The sequence below is a fragment of the Winslowiella toletana genome, assembly GCF_032164335.1.
GTDB classification, from domain to species: Bacteria; Pseudomonadota; Gammaproteobacteria; order Enterobacterales; family Enterobacteriaceae; genus Erwinia; species Erwinia toletana_A.
On record NZ_CP134152.1, the window covers coordinates 3919898 to 3935765 of the forward strand.

Sequence of the window (15868 nt, forward strand, 5' to 3'; positions counted from 1 at the left end):
TCATAGCGACATTATTTTTTTTTGACTTCATTTACAGGATCTTTACCTGATGTCTATCCATAATTCCCTTAGCCGCCAAATGTTACCGGTAACAACAAAAACCACAGACGCCACGGTAGGTGAAACTAACACCGCCACCGGAGGGCGTCAGGGTGTTGACGTTTCTGCCTGCCCTGAAGCCAGAGCAGAACTGGGACACATGGTACTCGGCGCCGGGAAAGAGTGGACTGAGCGCAAAGACGTCATCATGTTCCTGCAGGATCTGATGAATGATCCCGCGTTTATCAAAGAAATTCTGGCCGCAACCGGCCTGCCGTTAGCGCCGGCAGCACCGGACAGTATGACAGCCTCGGGTTTGACTAAACTGCTGCCCTCCGGCAGTCATCCGACACAGTATCAACTTGATCAGCTGCGCCAGTTACTGACGGAAAAACTCGAACACACCTACCCGATGCTGGATGAGTTTCGTCTCAAGGGGCATAACAGCGAAATTATGAGCCTGGAGCTGGACAGCTCACTGATTCAGTCGCTGAAGGAAAAAATTGCGGCTGACGACGGGAGTGTACCGCTGCTGGCGGTGGCTGAAGCACTGCAAAAAGCGGTAAGCGGTACGCTGGCGATCGCCTCGGCTGACAAAGACGTGCAGGCAGATGTGACCAGTTTAAAAAAGACGCTGCGCGCCCAGACTGATGCGCTGGCGAAAGCCGCTTTTACCGTGGGTGAATATGACAAGCTGGTTAAGAGTGCGGCGGCAAAAGATCCCGAGACGCGGGGCCGGACGGCAGAAGCTCTGTATGACGCGGCGAAGGAGATCGACCGGGCAGAAAAGGTGTTAGACAAAGAGCTGGGCAAGCTTCTTCCCCTTTCTGAAGGGGAAGGTGGAGCGAAGGCGATGACAATACAAACCGCGCTGGTTAACAAAAAGCTGAAGCTGATCCGGGAAAATCTCAAGGCGATGGAGCACCGGCTTCGTGCGGGACAATCGCGCATGGAAAAAAAACTGGAAGATTTTGATAAAAAAGCCTTCTACCTGGTGAAGAAAGCGACCTCTCCCGGCTCGCTGCAAAAGCTGGAGAAAGGAATGGAAAAAGCCTGGCATGACACACCGGCTTTATTTCAGGACCTAATGAGAAATACCGCAAACCAGGTCAGGACGCTGTCGGCAGCAACAAAGCACACACTCAAGGTCATTGAAAGTACGGTTAATAAAGGTAGCCAGGCGCTCAAAAAGGCCGCGGAGGCGGTCAGTGAGGCCCACACCTCGCCAATCACCCGGCTGCAGAATGAGCAATCGGGTGCGGATGCGGCAGAACAAAAGGTCAATACCCAGTTGAGGGCGGCTTACCATCCGCTAAAGGTGGCCATGCAGAAGCACCAGAATGCAGCCGAAAAGCTGTTAGGGGCGGCGGAAACGCTGGTAAGGTCAAGTTCATCCCATTCCGGGCCATCGGATGCGATTGCAGCAACGCTGGGTGAGATGGGAGATGTGTCGGGAGGCGCGGCGCTCATTTCAGCTGCCGTAGAGACATCGGCAGCGCGGGCCGGCGGCGCAGCCTCCGGAAAGGAAAAGCAGGTGCTCAGTGAAGTGCAGCAGCGGGAACGGGCGCAGAGGACGTTTAACGCGGCATCAGCCGCACTGACAGAGGCCCGTGGCGAGGTGGACAGCTGCTCAGATGAACTAAGGGCGACGGTAGCACAGACCGCTGAGCAGTATGGGCAGCACCAAAAGCAGCTGAAAAAACTCGTGACGTTTAAAACGGAAATTGACAAAGCAGAGAGCCATTTTCGTAAAGCTGCCGACCGTCTGCAACGGGCGGTGCAGGACATGACGCAAACCGCGCCCGGTTCAGCGTCGGCCAGCAGGGAGGCGTTTAACTATGCGGCAACAGACGGAAAAAAAGCAGATTACCGCACCCGGGATGCGGTACTGGAACTGAGCAGCGCGGTATTAAACGCCACCGGCAGGCCACAGGATATCTTCTCAAAGGACGCGCGCATCGCGTTACATCTCGGCCAGTTTTTTGCGCAGCAGAAACAAACCTTATTGCAGTCAGTACCTGAGTTTAAGCCGTGGCTGTTCGACAGAATGGTCACGGAGATCGTCGATAAAGAAATACCCGGTCACTTTAGCAAGACGCACGATCCGGACGGGAAAATCATGCTGGCAAAAGTGCATCAGGCAGCCAGCGATGCGGAAGCGGGCACCCTGCTGACGCCTAAAATTCTTGAAGAAGTGATGGAGAAGATTCCAGGAGCTGCCGATTTTCTCTCAAGAGCAGGCCGCAGCGGCATGGTAGGGAAAGTGGTAAACGCCAGCGTCGACAGGGCCGCCGATCGGCTGCTCTCAACCCTGCCCCGCAGTTTTCTGCCGAGCCTGGGGCTGATAAAGGCGACCATGCTGCCGGTTGCTTATATGCTGGCATTATCCAATCTTAAACAGGCGGTGATGCCAGGGCAGGCGGAGCCGAAAAGTGAGAAACTGACGCTGGCAGCGAGCTTCGCCATTCAACTGACGAAAAAGCTGGTCGACTTTGCGGTGCCGCATCTTTACCGCTTTGTCGCAGATGCTGCCTTGACCGGCTATGACCTGTATCGTAATGGCCCGGATAAATTTGCTCATAATTTAATGAAAGATCTGGTGGACAGTGGGACCTTTGCCGTCGGGTCGAAGCCGTTTTATGAAGGCTATGAACAAGGGACGGATGCCTATTTTGAGCATCAGCTGCGAACATTACAGGCCGCGGATGATAAGCAGATTGCCGCGGAGCTGGAGAACTATCCGGAATTTGCGCGCGAAGAGATCGCCACTGTGCTGAAGAAACGCCAGGCAGAGGAAAACAAGGAAATTGATCGGCTGGTCGCAAACTACCCTGAGGAGCAACAAAAACGCCTCACGGTTGGGTTAAAGAAACAGCTGGCAGCAGAGAAAGCGAAAATTCAGGCGGCTCAGGAGCAGAGCCTCAAAGGACAAGCGGCTGAGGTCCAATCGCTTACACCTACTGAGACAGTAAGCAGGGTGAAAAGAACTGCTGACACCACGGATATTCAGCATGACATTGATACTGATGATCCTGTGGTAATGAATGATATCAAAAACAAAGTAGAAGATGACCTGAAGGATTTTACCAATGCTGCCATTGTGCGGATGACCGATCTGAATATCCGGCAGGCGGCACGTGATCATATTCAGAATATTATTAATAGCTTCCCGGCAGACCAGCGTGGTGGTCTGGACTCTCCTGACTCCATTATGCTTTGGCGACAACACCGCTATACAGAAGGCGGCTATCCTGCCAACTTGATGGATATACTGACCGGAAGTTTTAATTATCGGGATAAGTACCCGGAGTGGCCAGAAGGCAGCAGTGTAGCATTCAGGAAAGCACTGATAGGCAACGTGAGTCCGTATATGGATATTCCCAGATATGCCAAATTTGCCGGAAAAAAAATAAGAGCCAACCTTAACGCTAAAAGTTATGGCCCTTCAATGGCTGACGTGTTTGAAAAGACTTATAAAAAGCGTTTAAGCAATATTAAAAGTGACTATAACATCAGCCTGGGGAAAATGTATGAAACCTCATTCAAGACATCAGCAAGGGATCTGCAACAGGATGCAAAGCTGGCCAGCTTTAAGCCTGAACTGCAAAAATTTATTGATGGAAAGATAAAACCCTTCGTATTAACACTAGGCGACCATGATGACAATCAGTTGTCAGAATGTATTGCATTACGTGTTGGTGATCAATTACTTGCCTGGGATTTTATGGGGTCATATCAGCTAATCGATGTGAGTACGAAGGGCATACCCTATAAAGATCAGCAAGATTGGTTGTTAAATCACATGAACACCAATGCACGGTATAAATATAGTAAGCCCGAGGAGAGAGAGCGTGTATTCGCCACCCTCGCTTCGCCCACGGCCCTGGCGTTTCGCAGGTTGGAAGGCGGTCTCGGTCAGGAAATGCTGGACAGAAAAATTGCCCAGGCAGATAAAGACTGTGACGCTCTGATAACTACCAGTACGGAGTATTTAATAGACTTCGTAATCGATGCTCTGTATATCGGCACAGATATCGTTACAGGTATTGCGGCCGGAACGCTGCCGTTGGGCACCGTGGGCTCGGTTATGGTACAAATAGCTAAGTCGGCGTTATTAACCTACCTGAAAGATTTAACCAAGATACATTTTGCCGATAATCTGGCAGCAAAGGATGCGGCCAGAGAAGCCATACCCGCGAATCTTATTGCCAGTCTGTATGTTGATGGCAGCATGAATATCGGTCCTGAACTGGCAAAAAAACTACTGGCAAAAGGCAATATTAAACTTCACTGGGTGTCTGCAGCAAAAGGAATCAATCCCGCGAAAGAGTTGATGCTTGGCATACCCGGGTATCATAAGGCCAATGAAGTCGGTTCCGAGGCAGCAGCAAGATTAGCGGAACTGAAAACAAACGCTGACCATGAGCAAATAGCCAAAACAAGTGAAGTTAATACAAAAGCTATCCCAGGGGGAACGACCCACCGGGTTGTAGAAGGTGAAACTATTCACACAATCACCGAAAAATATTCAATTTCATCCAGACAATTAGCTCTGCTGATTTATACCAATCCACAGATCGCAGATTTTGATGTTTTATCACCTGGGGATCAAATATTTATCCCGTACGAATCACTGTTAAGAAATCATGCAAAAGTGATGTCATTTACTCCGGTGGAAGAAATTGGCATACAGAAAAATGAAATTCTCAGAGAAATCACCTGGACTCCGGATGATGTAAAAAAACTTGAAGAATCCATCCAGGATGGAACGTTACTTGAGAAGGTTCAAGGGAAAAAAGAAAATCATATCAGATATTTATTGACGCTAAATTATCCTATTTCTAAACAATTAATTGACTATGTTTCAGAAAATATACAGCGTCAGGGATTTGATAATGTCCGGTGCCGCGCCATGTATATATGGACTGGAAGGCCTAATGAAGAAGAAGCAAAAGTCCATTATGTTGTTATTGGCAATAAATATGGCAAAGACTATGTATTTGATATCGGCGCTGGAAAATTCGATGTCGGGCTTGGCGACACCATACTCCTTCCGACATCAAGCTGGCAGGCTAAATATCAGGATACCTTCAGCAACGGACATGTTATATACAACGATTTTGACATTGACGATGTGCGGGTGGCAGTTGATAGCTACCGGCACAGGGCCTCTAAGAAACCTGAGCAGCTAGCGGGAGAGCACGTAATTGAGACCGAGGCCTGGCTTAAAAGCCAGCCAAAGAAGCCGCAGAATGAAGTGCAGCAGGAGAAAATTGCAGAAATCGTCAAAGACGAAAATGGCTTTATTTATCAGGCTGAGGGAGTAACGGATATCCTTACTCTTGCCAGAGAACTGGGCTTTTCAAATGCCCACCTTGCAAGATTAATGTATAACAATCCTGCGATAACTAATGATGGCATACTTCATACTGGCTCAAATATTTTTATTCCTGACCAGGAGGTTGGCAACCATTTTAAAGATGAAAACGGAAAGATTGGTGTGGTTAAGTTGTTGGGGAGTCTGTACAGGCAGGATGCTGTTATACGATACAACATGATTATTCCCTATAACCGATCTGAAGAATTAATGCCATTAGTAGCAAGAGCAATCAGTAACATTGGATTTGATAATGTTTATTATCGTGCGATCGATATCTGGGACAGCACTACAGATAATAACCCAACGCGTCATTATGTCGTTGTAGGAGAGATAGATGGCGAGGATTATGTTTTTGATATGGATGCCGGAAAATTAAAATCAACCTTTACTGGACCGATTATCCTTCCTATAAAAGAGTGGACAGCCAGGTACGCTAAAGAATTTGACAGCAAGCTGATATCCATCAATGAATCCAGTGATATTAATATTGTAAAACCTCGTTCTTCCGGTCGTTTTTCAGAAGGGCTTGAATCCGGAACACATCTCATAAATATAATAACATCGGCACACGAAGTCTATTATACCGAACGAGACACCAGCCCAGAACAGTTATTGAAAAAGATAACTAATAACAACAAAACCATAGAGGATATGCTAAAAAGCATTCAGGACACGCATAAGTCATTACTGCCGGTACTTGAAAAAAAGCTTATATTACCGCTTGGAAAAGAACTTGAAAAACAGGGGTATATGAACATCCGCTATCGTGCTGTCTATTTATGGGATGCAAAGTCAATGGAAACTGGAAAGCCAACACAACATTTTGCTGTGACGGCGATTAAAAATAATAAAGATTTTGTTTTTGATCTTGCGACCAGAGCGTTAGGTGATGGATTCAAAGAACCGTTGATACTTTCACAGAAAGAATGGTGTGAAAAATATTCCGAGATGCTGCCTGATAAATACATTGTCTATCGTGATTTTAACTTTCCAAAAGATGCGTTAGAAAGTCTTGGAAAAAGAGAAAGTAGTAGCTTTGAAATTATGGGCAGTGAGAAAATGCTGACAACCAAGACATCTGATGAATATGATTTTAATTTATTGATGACTGAGCTAGTTAAAAAGCCAGAAATCAATGAGTTAACAAATGTAAAAGAAGATAAATCCATGGAGTTGATGCCGGTTCTCACTAAGGAACTGGCCAGCTTAAATTATCAAAATATTGCCTATCGGGCGGTGTATGTTTGGGATAAAAGTGATGATAATCAAAACATGGGACAACCCCATTATATTGTCACTGCCAGTAAAGCTGGAAAGACTCTGGTATTTGATTTATCGACCAAGGTATACGGCGAAGGCTTTAAAGGCAAAGCAATATCTAATGAAAGTGACTGGCAGCAACAGTATAAAGCGTTTTTTGTAAATAAAAATATTGCAGAAGGCTACATGTCCAAACCAGAGGATACAGAGTCTGCTTACCAGCTTATACTCTCAACCCGGCCAGAAGTATTGTTGGAAAATCTCATGAACAGCGATCTTTCAATTGGATTGTATGCATACACCCTGAAAGATAGATCCGACAGGATTATCGCCGCGACAGGTAAAGAGTTAACAAAACAGAATTTTGACAACATTCGTTATCGTACCGTCTATGTGTGGGATGAAAAGTCTAAGAATCATGGAAAACCACAATTGCACTTTGTTGTGACTGCCACAAAAAACAACAAGGATTTTGTATTCGACTTTTCTAATCAATCCTTGGGTAAAGGATTTAAGGAGCCCTTAATCCTTTCTCAGAAAGAATGGGCTGCAAAATACAATACATTGTTAACAAGAAAATACATTACCTACCGTGACTTTCATTCAGCCGATGAAGCAATCAGCCACAGTAAGCAAAGAACAGGCAATAGTTTTGACCTGATGCCAAATGAGAAGGTTTTACAGTCCGGTGACTCTACCTATTATGACTTTACTCCGTTACTTCTTGATTTGAAGAAGAATTCGACGATCAATGCTTTAATGGAATCGAAAGAAGATAAGTCTCTTGAACTGATAGCATCAGTTACTGCTGAACTTAAAAAATTAAAATACACAGACATTGGCTATTGTGCTGTCTACATCTGGAAAGAAAATGATAATGGCGACAAAATGATGCAACCTCACTTTATTGTCACTGCCAAGAAAGATGGAGAGAGTATGGTATTTGATTTATCGACAGCAGCGTACGGTGATAAATTCAAAGGAGAACCAATCTCTAACGAAAAAAGCTGGAAGACAAACTATAATAAATTCTTTGCCAATCAGACGATAAAGATATATGCAATGTGGAACCCAGAAGATGCAGAAACGTTCTCGGCGATCTCGGTAAAAAACCTGAATAAGATGCCTGGAACACCATCGGTATCCTGAATGCAGGGATAACAAGCCTCTTCTGCATCGCCGAAGAAGCCGTGACCTGCATTAAGTTAAGTTTCCCGTATCAGTATCACTGGTACGGGAAACTGCATAGCCCTGTGTGATTAGCCATGCCCATACAGCGCATCCGGCGCCACATTCATATGTTTCAGTACCGGACCAATAATATTGCCGAAGACTGGCGCAGCCACCGAACCACCGAAGTGATCGCCAGCGGTCGGATGGTTAATCATAATCACCAGCGCCACCTGCGGATCGCTGGCAGGGGCGACTCCGGCGGTATAGTTGATATAACCACCATCATATTTTCCTTCCGGCCCCATCTTTTCTGCAGTACCGGTTTTAATCGCCAGTCGGTAACCCGGCACCGCCGCACGCACGCCGCTGCCGCCGGGCAATGCATCACTTTCCATCATATGGATGACCGCTTTAACCGTATCAGCATTGGCTACCCGGGTACCGATAACCGGTGGAGTCACTTTGGTGATCGACAGCGGACGATAGATACCATATGAACCGAGCGTGGCGTATTCGCGGGCGATCTGTAATGGCGTCACCCGCAGGCCGTAGCCAAACGAGAAGGTTGCACGTTCGATATCTGCCCAGCGCTGACGATGCAGCGGGAAATAGCCGACGCTCTCCCCGGTCAGCCCCAGCCCGGTCGGTTTGCCGAGGCCAAAGTTACTGAAAGTATTGACCAACACCTGTGCAGGCATCGCCAGCGCAATATGCGAGACACCAATATCACTCGATTTCTGCAAAATACCGGTCATCGTCAGACGCGGCCAGTGACCAACGTCTCGGATTAAATGGCCATTGACCCGGTAAGGCGTGGTATCAATAACCGAATCCGGGCGCACCAGTTTACGCTCCAGCCCTTCCATCACCACCAGCGGCTTCACGGTAGAACCCGGTTCAAAACTGTCATTAATCGCCGAATTACGCATCTGTGCCGGTGAAACGTCGGCAAAATTATTCGGATTAAAAGAGGGGTACGACGCCATGCCCAGCACTTCGCCCGTATCGATTTTGATTAATACTGCTGCTCCGGAATCGGCCTTGTTCAGCAACACACCGTCACGCAGTTTGGTATACATGGTGTACTGGTCAAACTTATCGATACTCAGCTGCAGCGTCGGCGGTTGCTGGGGCGGCTGATAATCGATCATTGCGATAATATTACCCTCACCATCCTGGCGATACTGCTCATGTCCCGGTTCGCCCTGTAGCAACTTGTCGTAGCCATGCTCCAGGCCGTTAAGCCCTTTATTGTCGGTGCCGACAATGCCCAGTAACGGTGCGGTGGCTTCACTCATCGGATAAAACCGGCTGTCGTCATAAACCGTGCTGATGCCTTTCAGATGCAGCTGAGAAATATCTTTCGCGATGCCCAGCTCGATTTTGCGCCCGAGATAAAGAAAGCGACGACTGGCATTGGCATTAATTTGCTGAGCGATTTGATCGACCGGCTGATTCAAAGCATTGGCGAGATATTGCCATTTTTCACTGGTGAAATCAGGGTGGGCTTCCAGCACCCGTTTGGGATCGGCAATGATATCGCGCGAAGGCACGCTTAATGCCAACGCCTCACCGTTACGATCCAGCAGCGTGCCGCGGTTAGTCGGCAGCGTAACGGTGCGTAACGAGCGCTGATCGGCCTGATGCTCCAGCATTGGGTGGTTAATCAGTTGCAGATCGGCCACTCTGGCCAGCAGTACCGCCATGCAACCCAGCACGCCGAGACAGATCAGGCGAAACCGGAAGGGATTGAACGGTGCTTTAATCTGGTCTTTACCCAATATTTTTTTTAGTCGCGGCATATGGCTTTGGCAGATTTTTAGATGATAACTAACTGAAGGTTATAAAGAAGAGTCTGGGCAGATAACAGAAAAACTGTGTTTCATTTCGTGATTGCCGTTTTTCGGGCAAAAAAAACCTGCGCATCTGCGCAGGTTGGTGTAATCAAGCAAAATACAAAAACTTTTTGATGTTCACCCATCAATACCTCTGGGACTTAAAATCTAGCAAGTCCCACTGATGGGCCGCCATCACTGATTCGCAACAGTTATCCGCAAAGTGTAACCAGCCATTAGATTGTTAGGCGGTTTTGCTACTGACGGCGCTTTTCACCTCAACCAGACAGCTCATGGCGTTCGGTCCCTGGGTTAACGACGAGGTACCGATATCCAGGGTTAATACATTGGGATTACCGGCGCGGTCATACGGCTGCCAGTTGGCTTTGCCAAAGCCAGGATCAAACCATGCACCGGTTGAAATCAGTACCACCCCCTGAGTGACGCCATCAGTGAGCCGGACGCCGGCCAGCATAACGCCACGGCTGTTGCTGACGTTTATCGCTTCGCCATCATTAATGCCGCGCGCCACCGCGTCCTGCGGATGCATCCACAAGGTTTCATGGCCGGCAGTTTTATTCGCCTGGACGCTGGCGGTACCATCAAGCTGGCTGTGCAGACGATCGCCCGGCTGGATCGAGATCATATGTAACGGATAATTCCGACTAAGTTCGGCCCCAAGCCACTCTTTCGGCGGCTGCCATTGCGGGTGACCAGCAAAATCATCCAGTTGATAATCGGCGATGGTTTTGCAAAATAGCTCAATTTTGCCGCTGTGAGTTTTAATCGGGTTAGCCTGTGGATCATTACGGAAATCTTCCATAAAGATATACGGTTTGTCGCCCTGTGGGATTTCGACAAAACCGCGCTGCCAAAACTCACCAAATTCCGGCCAGTACACGCCTTTATTGGCATGTGCCAGCGCACACTGCTGATAAAGATGCTCTATCCACTGCATTTCGTTGCGGTTTTCGGTGAACTGCTCGCGGTAGCCAAGACGATCGGCGATATCGGCAAAAATATCAAAATCATTACGTGCCTGGTGCTGCGGTTTAATTGCCTGATGCATGGCTAATACATAGCGGTCACGCGATGAGCCACCGATATCATTACGCTCCAGCGTGGTGGTGACCGGCAGCACGATATCGGCCATCTGCGCCGCTGGCGTCCAGACAATGTCCTGTACGATAACCGTATCCGGGCGCTGCCAGCCCTCTACCAACCGGTTAAGCTGCTGATGATGGTGGAACGGGTTACCGCCCGCCCAGTGCACCAGATGAATATCAGGATAGTGGTGGGTTTCCCCCTGGAAACTGTAGGGCTGGCCAGGATTAAGTAGCATATCGCTGATGCGCGCCACCGGAATGGAAAGCCCGGACGGATTCGGTCCGGTCGACATTAATGGTGCGGGCGCTTCGACACGCGGATTACCCACGCTGTTCATCGAACCATGCCCGAAGGAGAAACCGCCGCCCGGCAATCCAGGCTGGCCAAGCATCGAGGATAAGGCAATCATCATCCAGTAAGGCTGCTCGCCGCGATGCGCGCGCTGAACGGAATAGGAACAGGTGATAAAACTGCGCACGCCAATCAGCTGCTGCGCCAGCTGGGCAATGCGCGCCGCTGGCACGCCGGTAATCTCACTGGCCCACTGTGGCGTTTTAGCCACACCGTCGCTTTCACCGGTCAGATAAGCGCGCAGCTCGGTGTATCCGACACAGTGACTTTGCAGGAAAGCATTATCCACCGCGCCAAGCCGTTCAATCTCGTAACCCAGCGCCAGCATCAGCGCCACATCAGTATTTGGCCGAATCGGGATCCATTCGGCATTAACGAATTCCGGGCAGTCATCACGCATTGGGCTGATATTAATCACCCGCGTGCCCTTCGCTGCCAGCTGCTGTAACGCGGGTTTAAGGCTGTGTTGTCCGGCACCACCCGAGGCCACCTGAGCATTTTTCAGCGCCAGCCCACCAAAGGCAACAAACAGCTGGCAGTGCTCGACTACACTCGGCCAGTCGGTGACGCGCCCGGTCAGCGGCATGTAAGTACCGATGACATACGGCAGGAAAAATTGCGCGGCGCCCCAGCTGTAGTTACCTTGCTGATCGACGCCACCGCCACCGTTAAAGTAAAAACGGCGCACTAAAGTACGCGCATGGTTCACGCGACCAGCCGATGACCAGCCGTAAGATCCGTTGAAAATGCCTGAAGCACCGTAGCGATCGCGCACCCGGCGATTTTCCTCAGCCACCAGATCCAGCGCGGTTTCCCAGTCCACTTCAACGAAGCCTTCACGGCCACGCAGCGTTCGGTCGCTGTTCTCTCGTGACGTTAACCAGGAGCGACGCACCATGGGTTTACGGATACGTTTATCGGAGTAGACCAGTTCCGGAATGGTGTTCAGCATCGGCGACGGATCGCTATCGGCAAAAAAAGGCTCACAGCCGGTCAGCTTGCCGTTTTGAGTTACAGCGGTAAATGCGCCCCAGTGGGCGAGGTGTGGCACTTTTTTAATTGTCATAAGTTGTCCGGCAGGCAGCTAAAATTCTGTCGCCAGCATAGCATTTTTTAGACTGCCGTCAGCGGCAATCTGCCGATCCGCATCCGGGCAATTGATCGGGTGAAGCCTGATATTTCCTCCCGCTTTGCGACACCCCTGGCATTCTCTCAGCTTGAACAAGGGCGCGTTTTCCGCAACACTGAATTTATGTGTAAACGCTTTCCCAGGATCAGGTAAACAGATGGCTACCATAAAGGATGTTGCAAAAATGGCCGGCGTTTCCGTCGCCACCGTATCACGTGTGATTAATAAATCACCGAAGGCCAGTGAAAGCTCCCGGCTGGCGGTCACCCGCGCCATGGAGCAACTGCAATACCATCCGAATGCCAATGCGCGCGCGCTGGCGCAGCAATCGACTGAAACCATTGGTCTGGTGGTTGGCGACGTTTCCGATCCTTTTTTCGGTGCAATGGTAAAAGCTGTCGATGAAGTGGCCTGGCAAACCGGCAACTTTTTGCTGATTGGTAACGGTTACCATAATGAGCAAAAAGAGCGCCAGGCGATTGAGCAACTGATGCGTCATCGCTGCGCGGCGCTGGTGGTCCACGCCAAGAAAGTGCCCGACGACGAACTGATCGGCCTGATGAAGCAGGTGCCCGGTATGGTGCTGGTCAATCGCCTGCTGCCTGGCTTCGAAAATCGCTGTGTTGCGCTGGACGATCGCTATGGCGCCTGGCTGGCGACCCGCCATTTAATTCAGCAAGGCCATAAAAATATCGCTTTTATCTGCTCAACCCATGCCATTTCTGATGCGGAAGATCGCCTGCAAGGCTATTACGATGCGCTGCGCGAACATAATCTGCCGGAAAACGATCGTTTGGTCGCGTTTGGTGAACCGGACGAACTGGGTGGCGAGCAGGCAATGACCGAACTGCTTGGACGCGGTAAAAACTTTACTGCCGTCGCCTGCTACAACGATTCGATGGCTGCTGGCGCACTGGCGGTGTTAAGCGATAACAGTATCCGCATTCCCGAAGAGATTTCACTGATTGGCTTCGATGACGTACTGGTGTCGCGCTACGTTCGCCCGCGTCTGACGACAATACGCTACCCGATTGTTACCATGGCTCAGCAGGCGGCTGAACTGGCGCTGGCGCTGGCCAATAACGCGCCCCTGCCGGAAGTGACCAATATGTTTAGCCCGACGCTGGTACGCCGTCATTCCGTCGGCACGCCGGGATAATTCAGCGGGCAGCGATTGCGGCCCGCTCCGGTGATTAACCCTCGAACCTGTCGATGATTATTTGGTCTCCCGGTCGTACGCGAAATGAAACCGGATTACCGGCCACGATACGGAAAAATGCCCTATCGTTGTCGAAAATATTCACCCCTGCGGCCATGGTTCTTTCTGGAAAGATATCGCCCAGCTGATTAAAAGCGGATATAAACAATCCCCGGCTCGAATATTCCCGGAAGGCACGGACCGCCTCGCCCTGCACCGTCACCACGCCACGAAAACCGCTGGTTGGCCACAGAGTTTGCTGGGTAAACTCCCGGGCAAAGCGCGTCGAGTTACAACTGATAAATCTGAGTTCATGATATTCATCCAACGCAATATCTTGCTCGTTTAACAAGTTAACCAGTTGCCGGGGAGTGACCGAGCGCCCGCCGAGAGCAATGCGGTTTCCATTAGTAAAAGCCCATATATTCAGCCGTTGTTGCGCCTGGTGGTTAGCATCCTGATAAGTATCCTCAAAAATCACCGACATCAGCGAGTGGGCGCCATCCGTTGCCCCACGCGGCGAGCTACGCCCCAGGGTTGCCCGATAACGAAACTCACTAGCCAGATCCATATCGATAGTGTCCTCAGCCAGCACCGCGCTACGTCCGGCGGCCAGCATGCCGCCAGCACCGATAATTCCCAGCGCCAGCGACGCCCAGCCTAACGCCTTTGCCAGCTGCGGATGCGTTGATTGTTCCAGTTGACCGGCCAACCCCAGCGTCGAACTGATGACCGTGGTCGCCAGCGCTGCGCTAATTGCCAGTGAACTACCGCCGGTAAATAACGCGCCAAGAATACCAACGCCCATGCCCACTCCCCAACCGAGCCAGTTCAGCCAGCTCATATGGCCGGACGGATCGCTGCGGTTAATCGGATCGCCTGCACACCAGCCATAAGGATTAACACCGCCAGCCGCAAACGGGCTACTGCTATCCGGGCAATCACAGCGCATCAGCGTCGGGCTGTAAGCCCGGTAGCCATTACCGGGATGAAAAGCGTGGCTGACGAAATCAAGACGCTGGCCATTAAATGTCAGTACGGAGTTATTCATTAACAGGCTCCTGTTGATCAAATAACTCTGTAATACTGCTTCGGTCAGCCGGTAACCAGTGCGGATAACATCTAAAAGATCATCATGATGTGTTGTACACATCATGATGTCGGGGACGCTGCGCAGCTTTACACCAGTTTTCCCTGAAAGATCGGAACCGATTCAAATAAATAGCCGTCAAAGTCTGGTGCGTCTGCATCAGACAACTCCAGCAATGTATTTTTGACGTTTTCCAGGTGTTGCCACATTGCCTGCCACGACCCCATGACATCGCGACGGCGCAGCGCAGCGAGGATAGTCTGATGATCGCCAAGCCATTTCAGACGATAGCTGCGGGTTTCGATGTGGCTGCGCAGTTGCTGCCACAGTGGACTGCTTTCATGATGTCGCCAGACGCTGTTCACCGTATCCAGCAGCATCTGATTCTGCGTGGCACCAGCCAGCAGCAGATGGAACATTTTGTCGTTGTCGTGGCTGTAATCGTTCATCGCAATCGCTTTCTGCTCTTGCTCCAGCGTGCGTTTTAAATTTTCGATATCCGCCTTGGTCGCCATTTTTGCGGCAAACGCAGCGATATTACTTTCCAGCAGCTGACGCGCCTGCAGCATCTCAAATGGCCCGACGTCACTGCGGAAAAAGGCCTCTTCTTCATCACTGCTTTCCGAAGGAATCCGCATGACGTAAACCCCGGAACTTTGCCGGATATCCACCGTGCCTTCCAGCTCCAGCATCAGCAATGCTTCACGCACAATAGTGCGACTGACGCCCCAGGTCTCGGCGATATTGCGCTCTGGCGGCAGACGCGACCCCACCGGATAGTGGCCATCAATAATTTGCTGACGCAGATGCTGACCAATTTCCTGATACTGCTTCTTCTCTTGCGGAGGTGCGACCTTATCCACTTAATCACCCTTAACCCATTGACGATGTTGATAATATCGCCGACTCGCTTCCGCTTCGAGCTGTAACGTTATGCGGGTCAGAACAGAATATCTGACCCGTTTACGACGATATTCGCCTTTAGTCTACCAAAGCCAGCGCCTGATCGAGTACTTTTGCACCGTTAAGTGTGCCGTAAGCCACCGAATCGATTACCGCAATCGGGATTTGATAACTGTCGGTAAGTTTACGATTTTCTTCAAGTTTAAAGCGCACCTGCGGCCCTAACAGCACGGCTATCACCTCAGCGCCGTAATTTTGCAGCTCGTCACGCAGATTCTGCTCGGGAATCGCATAGATTTGATACTCAAGGCCGCGCGCTGCCGCCTCTTTCTCCATGCGAGTCACCACCATTGAGGTCGACATGCCTGCCGCGCAGGCCAGTACGATACGTTTCATCATCAGA

7 protein-coding genes are annotated in these 15868 nt (G+C 50.1%); 2 read left to right on the forward strand and 5 right to left on the reverse strand.

Going from position 1 to position 15868, the window contains the following annotated elements:
* Positions 1 to 49: 49 nt before the first annotated feature.
* On the forward strand, positions 50 to 7828 hold the full coding sequence (locus RIN69_RS18100) for a hypothetical protein (protein WP_313853522.1): 7779 nt from the start codon (positions 50 to 52) through the stop codon (positions 7826 to 7828).
* A gap of 110 nt (positions 7829 to 7938) precedes the next feature.
* Here the strand turns inward: RIN69_RS18100 and RIN69_RS18105 are convergent, their stop codons facing one another.
* Positions 7939 to 9654: a penicillin-binding transpeptidase domain-containing protein gene (locus RIN69_RS18105; protein WP_313853524.1), complete on the reverse strand. Its 1716-nt coding sequence runs from the start codon at positions 9652 to 9654 to the stop codon at positions 7939 to 7941.
* 277 nt (positions 9655 to 9931) lie between these two features.
* Positions 9932 to 12211 carry a molybdopterin-dependent oxidoreductase gene (locus RIN69_RS18110; protein ID WP_313853525.1) on the reverse strand — a complete coding sequence of 760 codons (2280 nt, stop codon included), beginning with the start codon at positions 12209 to 12211 and terminating at the stop codon, positions 9932 to 9934.
* 220 nt (positions 12212 to 12431) lie between these two features.
* On the opposite strand from RIN69_RS18110, the gene galR reads away from it, so the two are divergent.
* Entirely contained in the window at positions 12432 to 13433 is a 1002-nt protein-coding gene (gene galR / locus RIN69_RS18115; RefSeq protein WP_313853526.1) for an HTH-type transcriptional regulator GalR, read from the forward strand.
* Between the two features lie 34 nt (positions 13434 to 13467).
* On the opposite strand, the gene RIN69_RS18120 is transcribed toward galR, so the two are convergent.
* The 3 genes from RIN69_RS18120 to RIN69_RS18130 form a co-directional block, all read right to left on the reverse strand.
* Positions 13468 to 14523 (reverse strand): RHS repeat-associated core domain-containing protein, encoded by a 1056-nt coding sequence (locus RIN69_RS18120; protein ID WP_313853528.1) that lies wholly within the window; start codon positions 14521 to 14523, stop codon positions 13468 to 13470.
* Between the two features lie 128 nt (positions 14524 to 14651).
* Positions 14652 to 15425, reverse strand: coding sequence for an FCD domain-containing protein (locus RIN69_RS18125; RefSeq protein ID WP_313853531.1), 774 nt, complete (start codon positions 15423 to 15425; stop codon positions 14652 to 14654).
* A gap of 118 nt (positions 15426 to 15543) precedes the next feature.
* The gene (locus tag RIN69_RS18130) at positions 15544 to 15861 is read right to left on the reverse strand and encodes a PTS sugar transporter subunit IIB (protein ID WP_313857794.1); all 318 of its coding nucleotides are present in this window, start codon (positions 15859 to 15861) and stop codon (positions 15544 to 15546) included.
* Positions 15862 to 15868 lie beyond the last annotated feature (7 nt).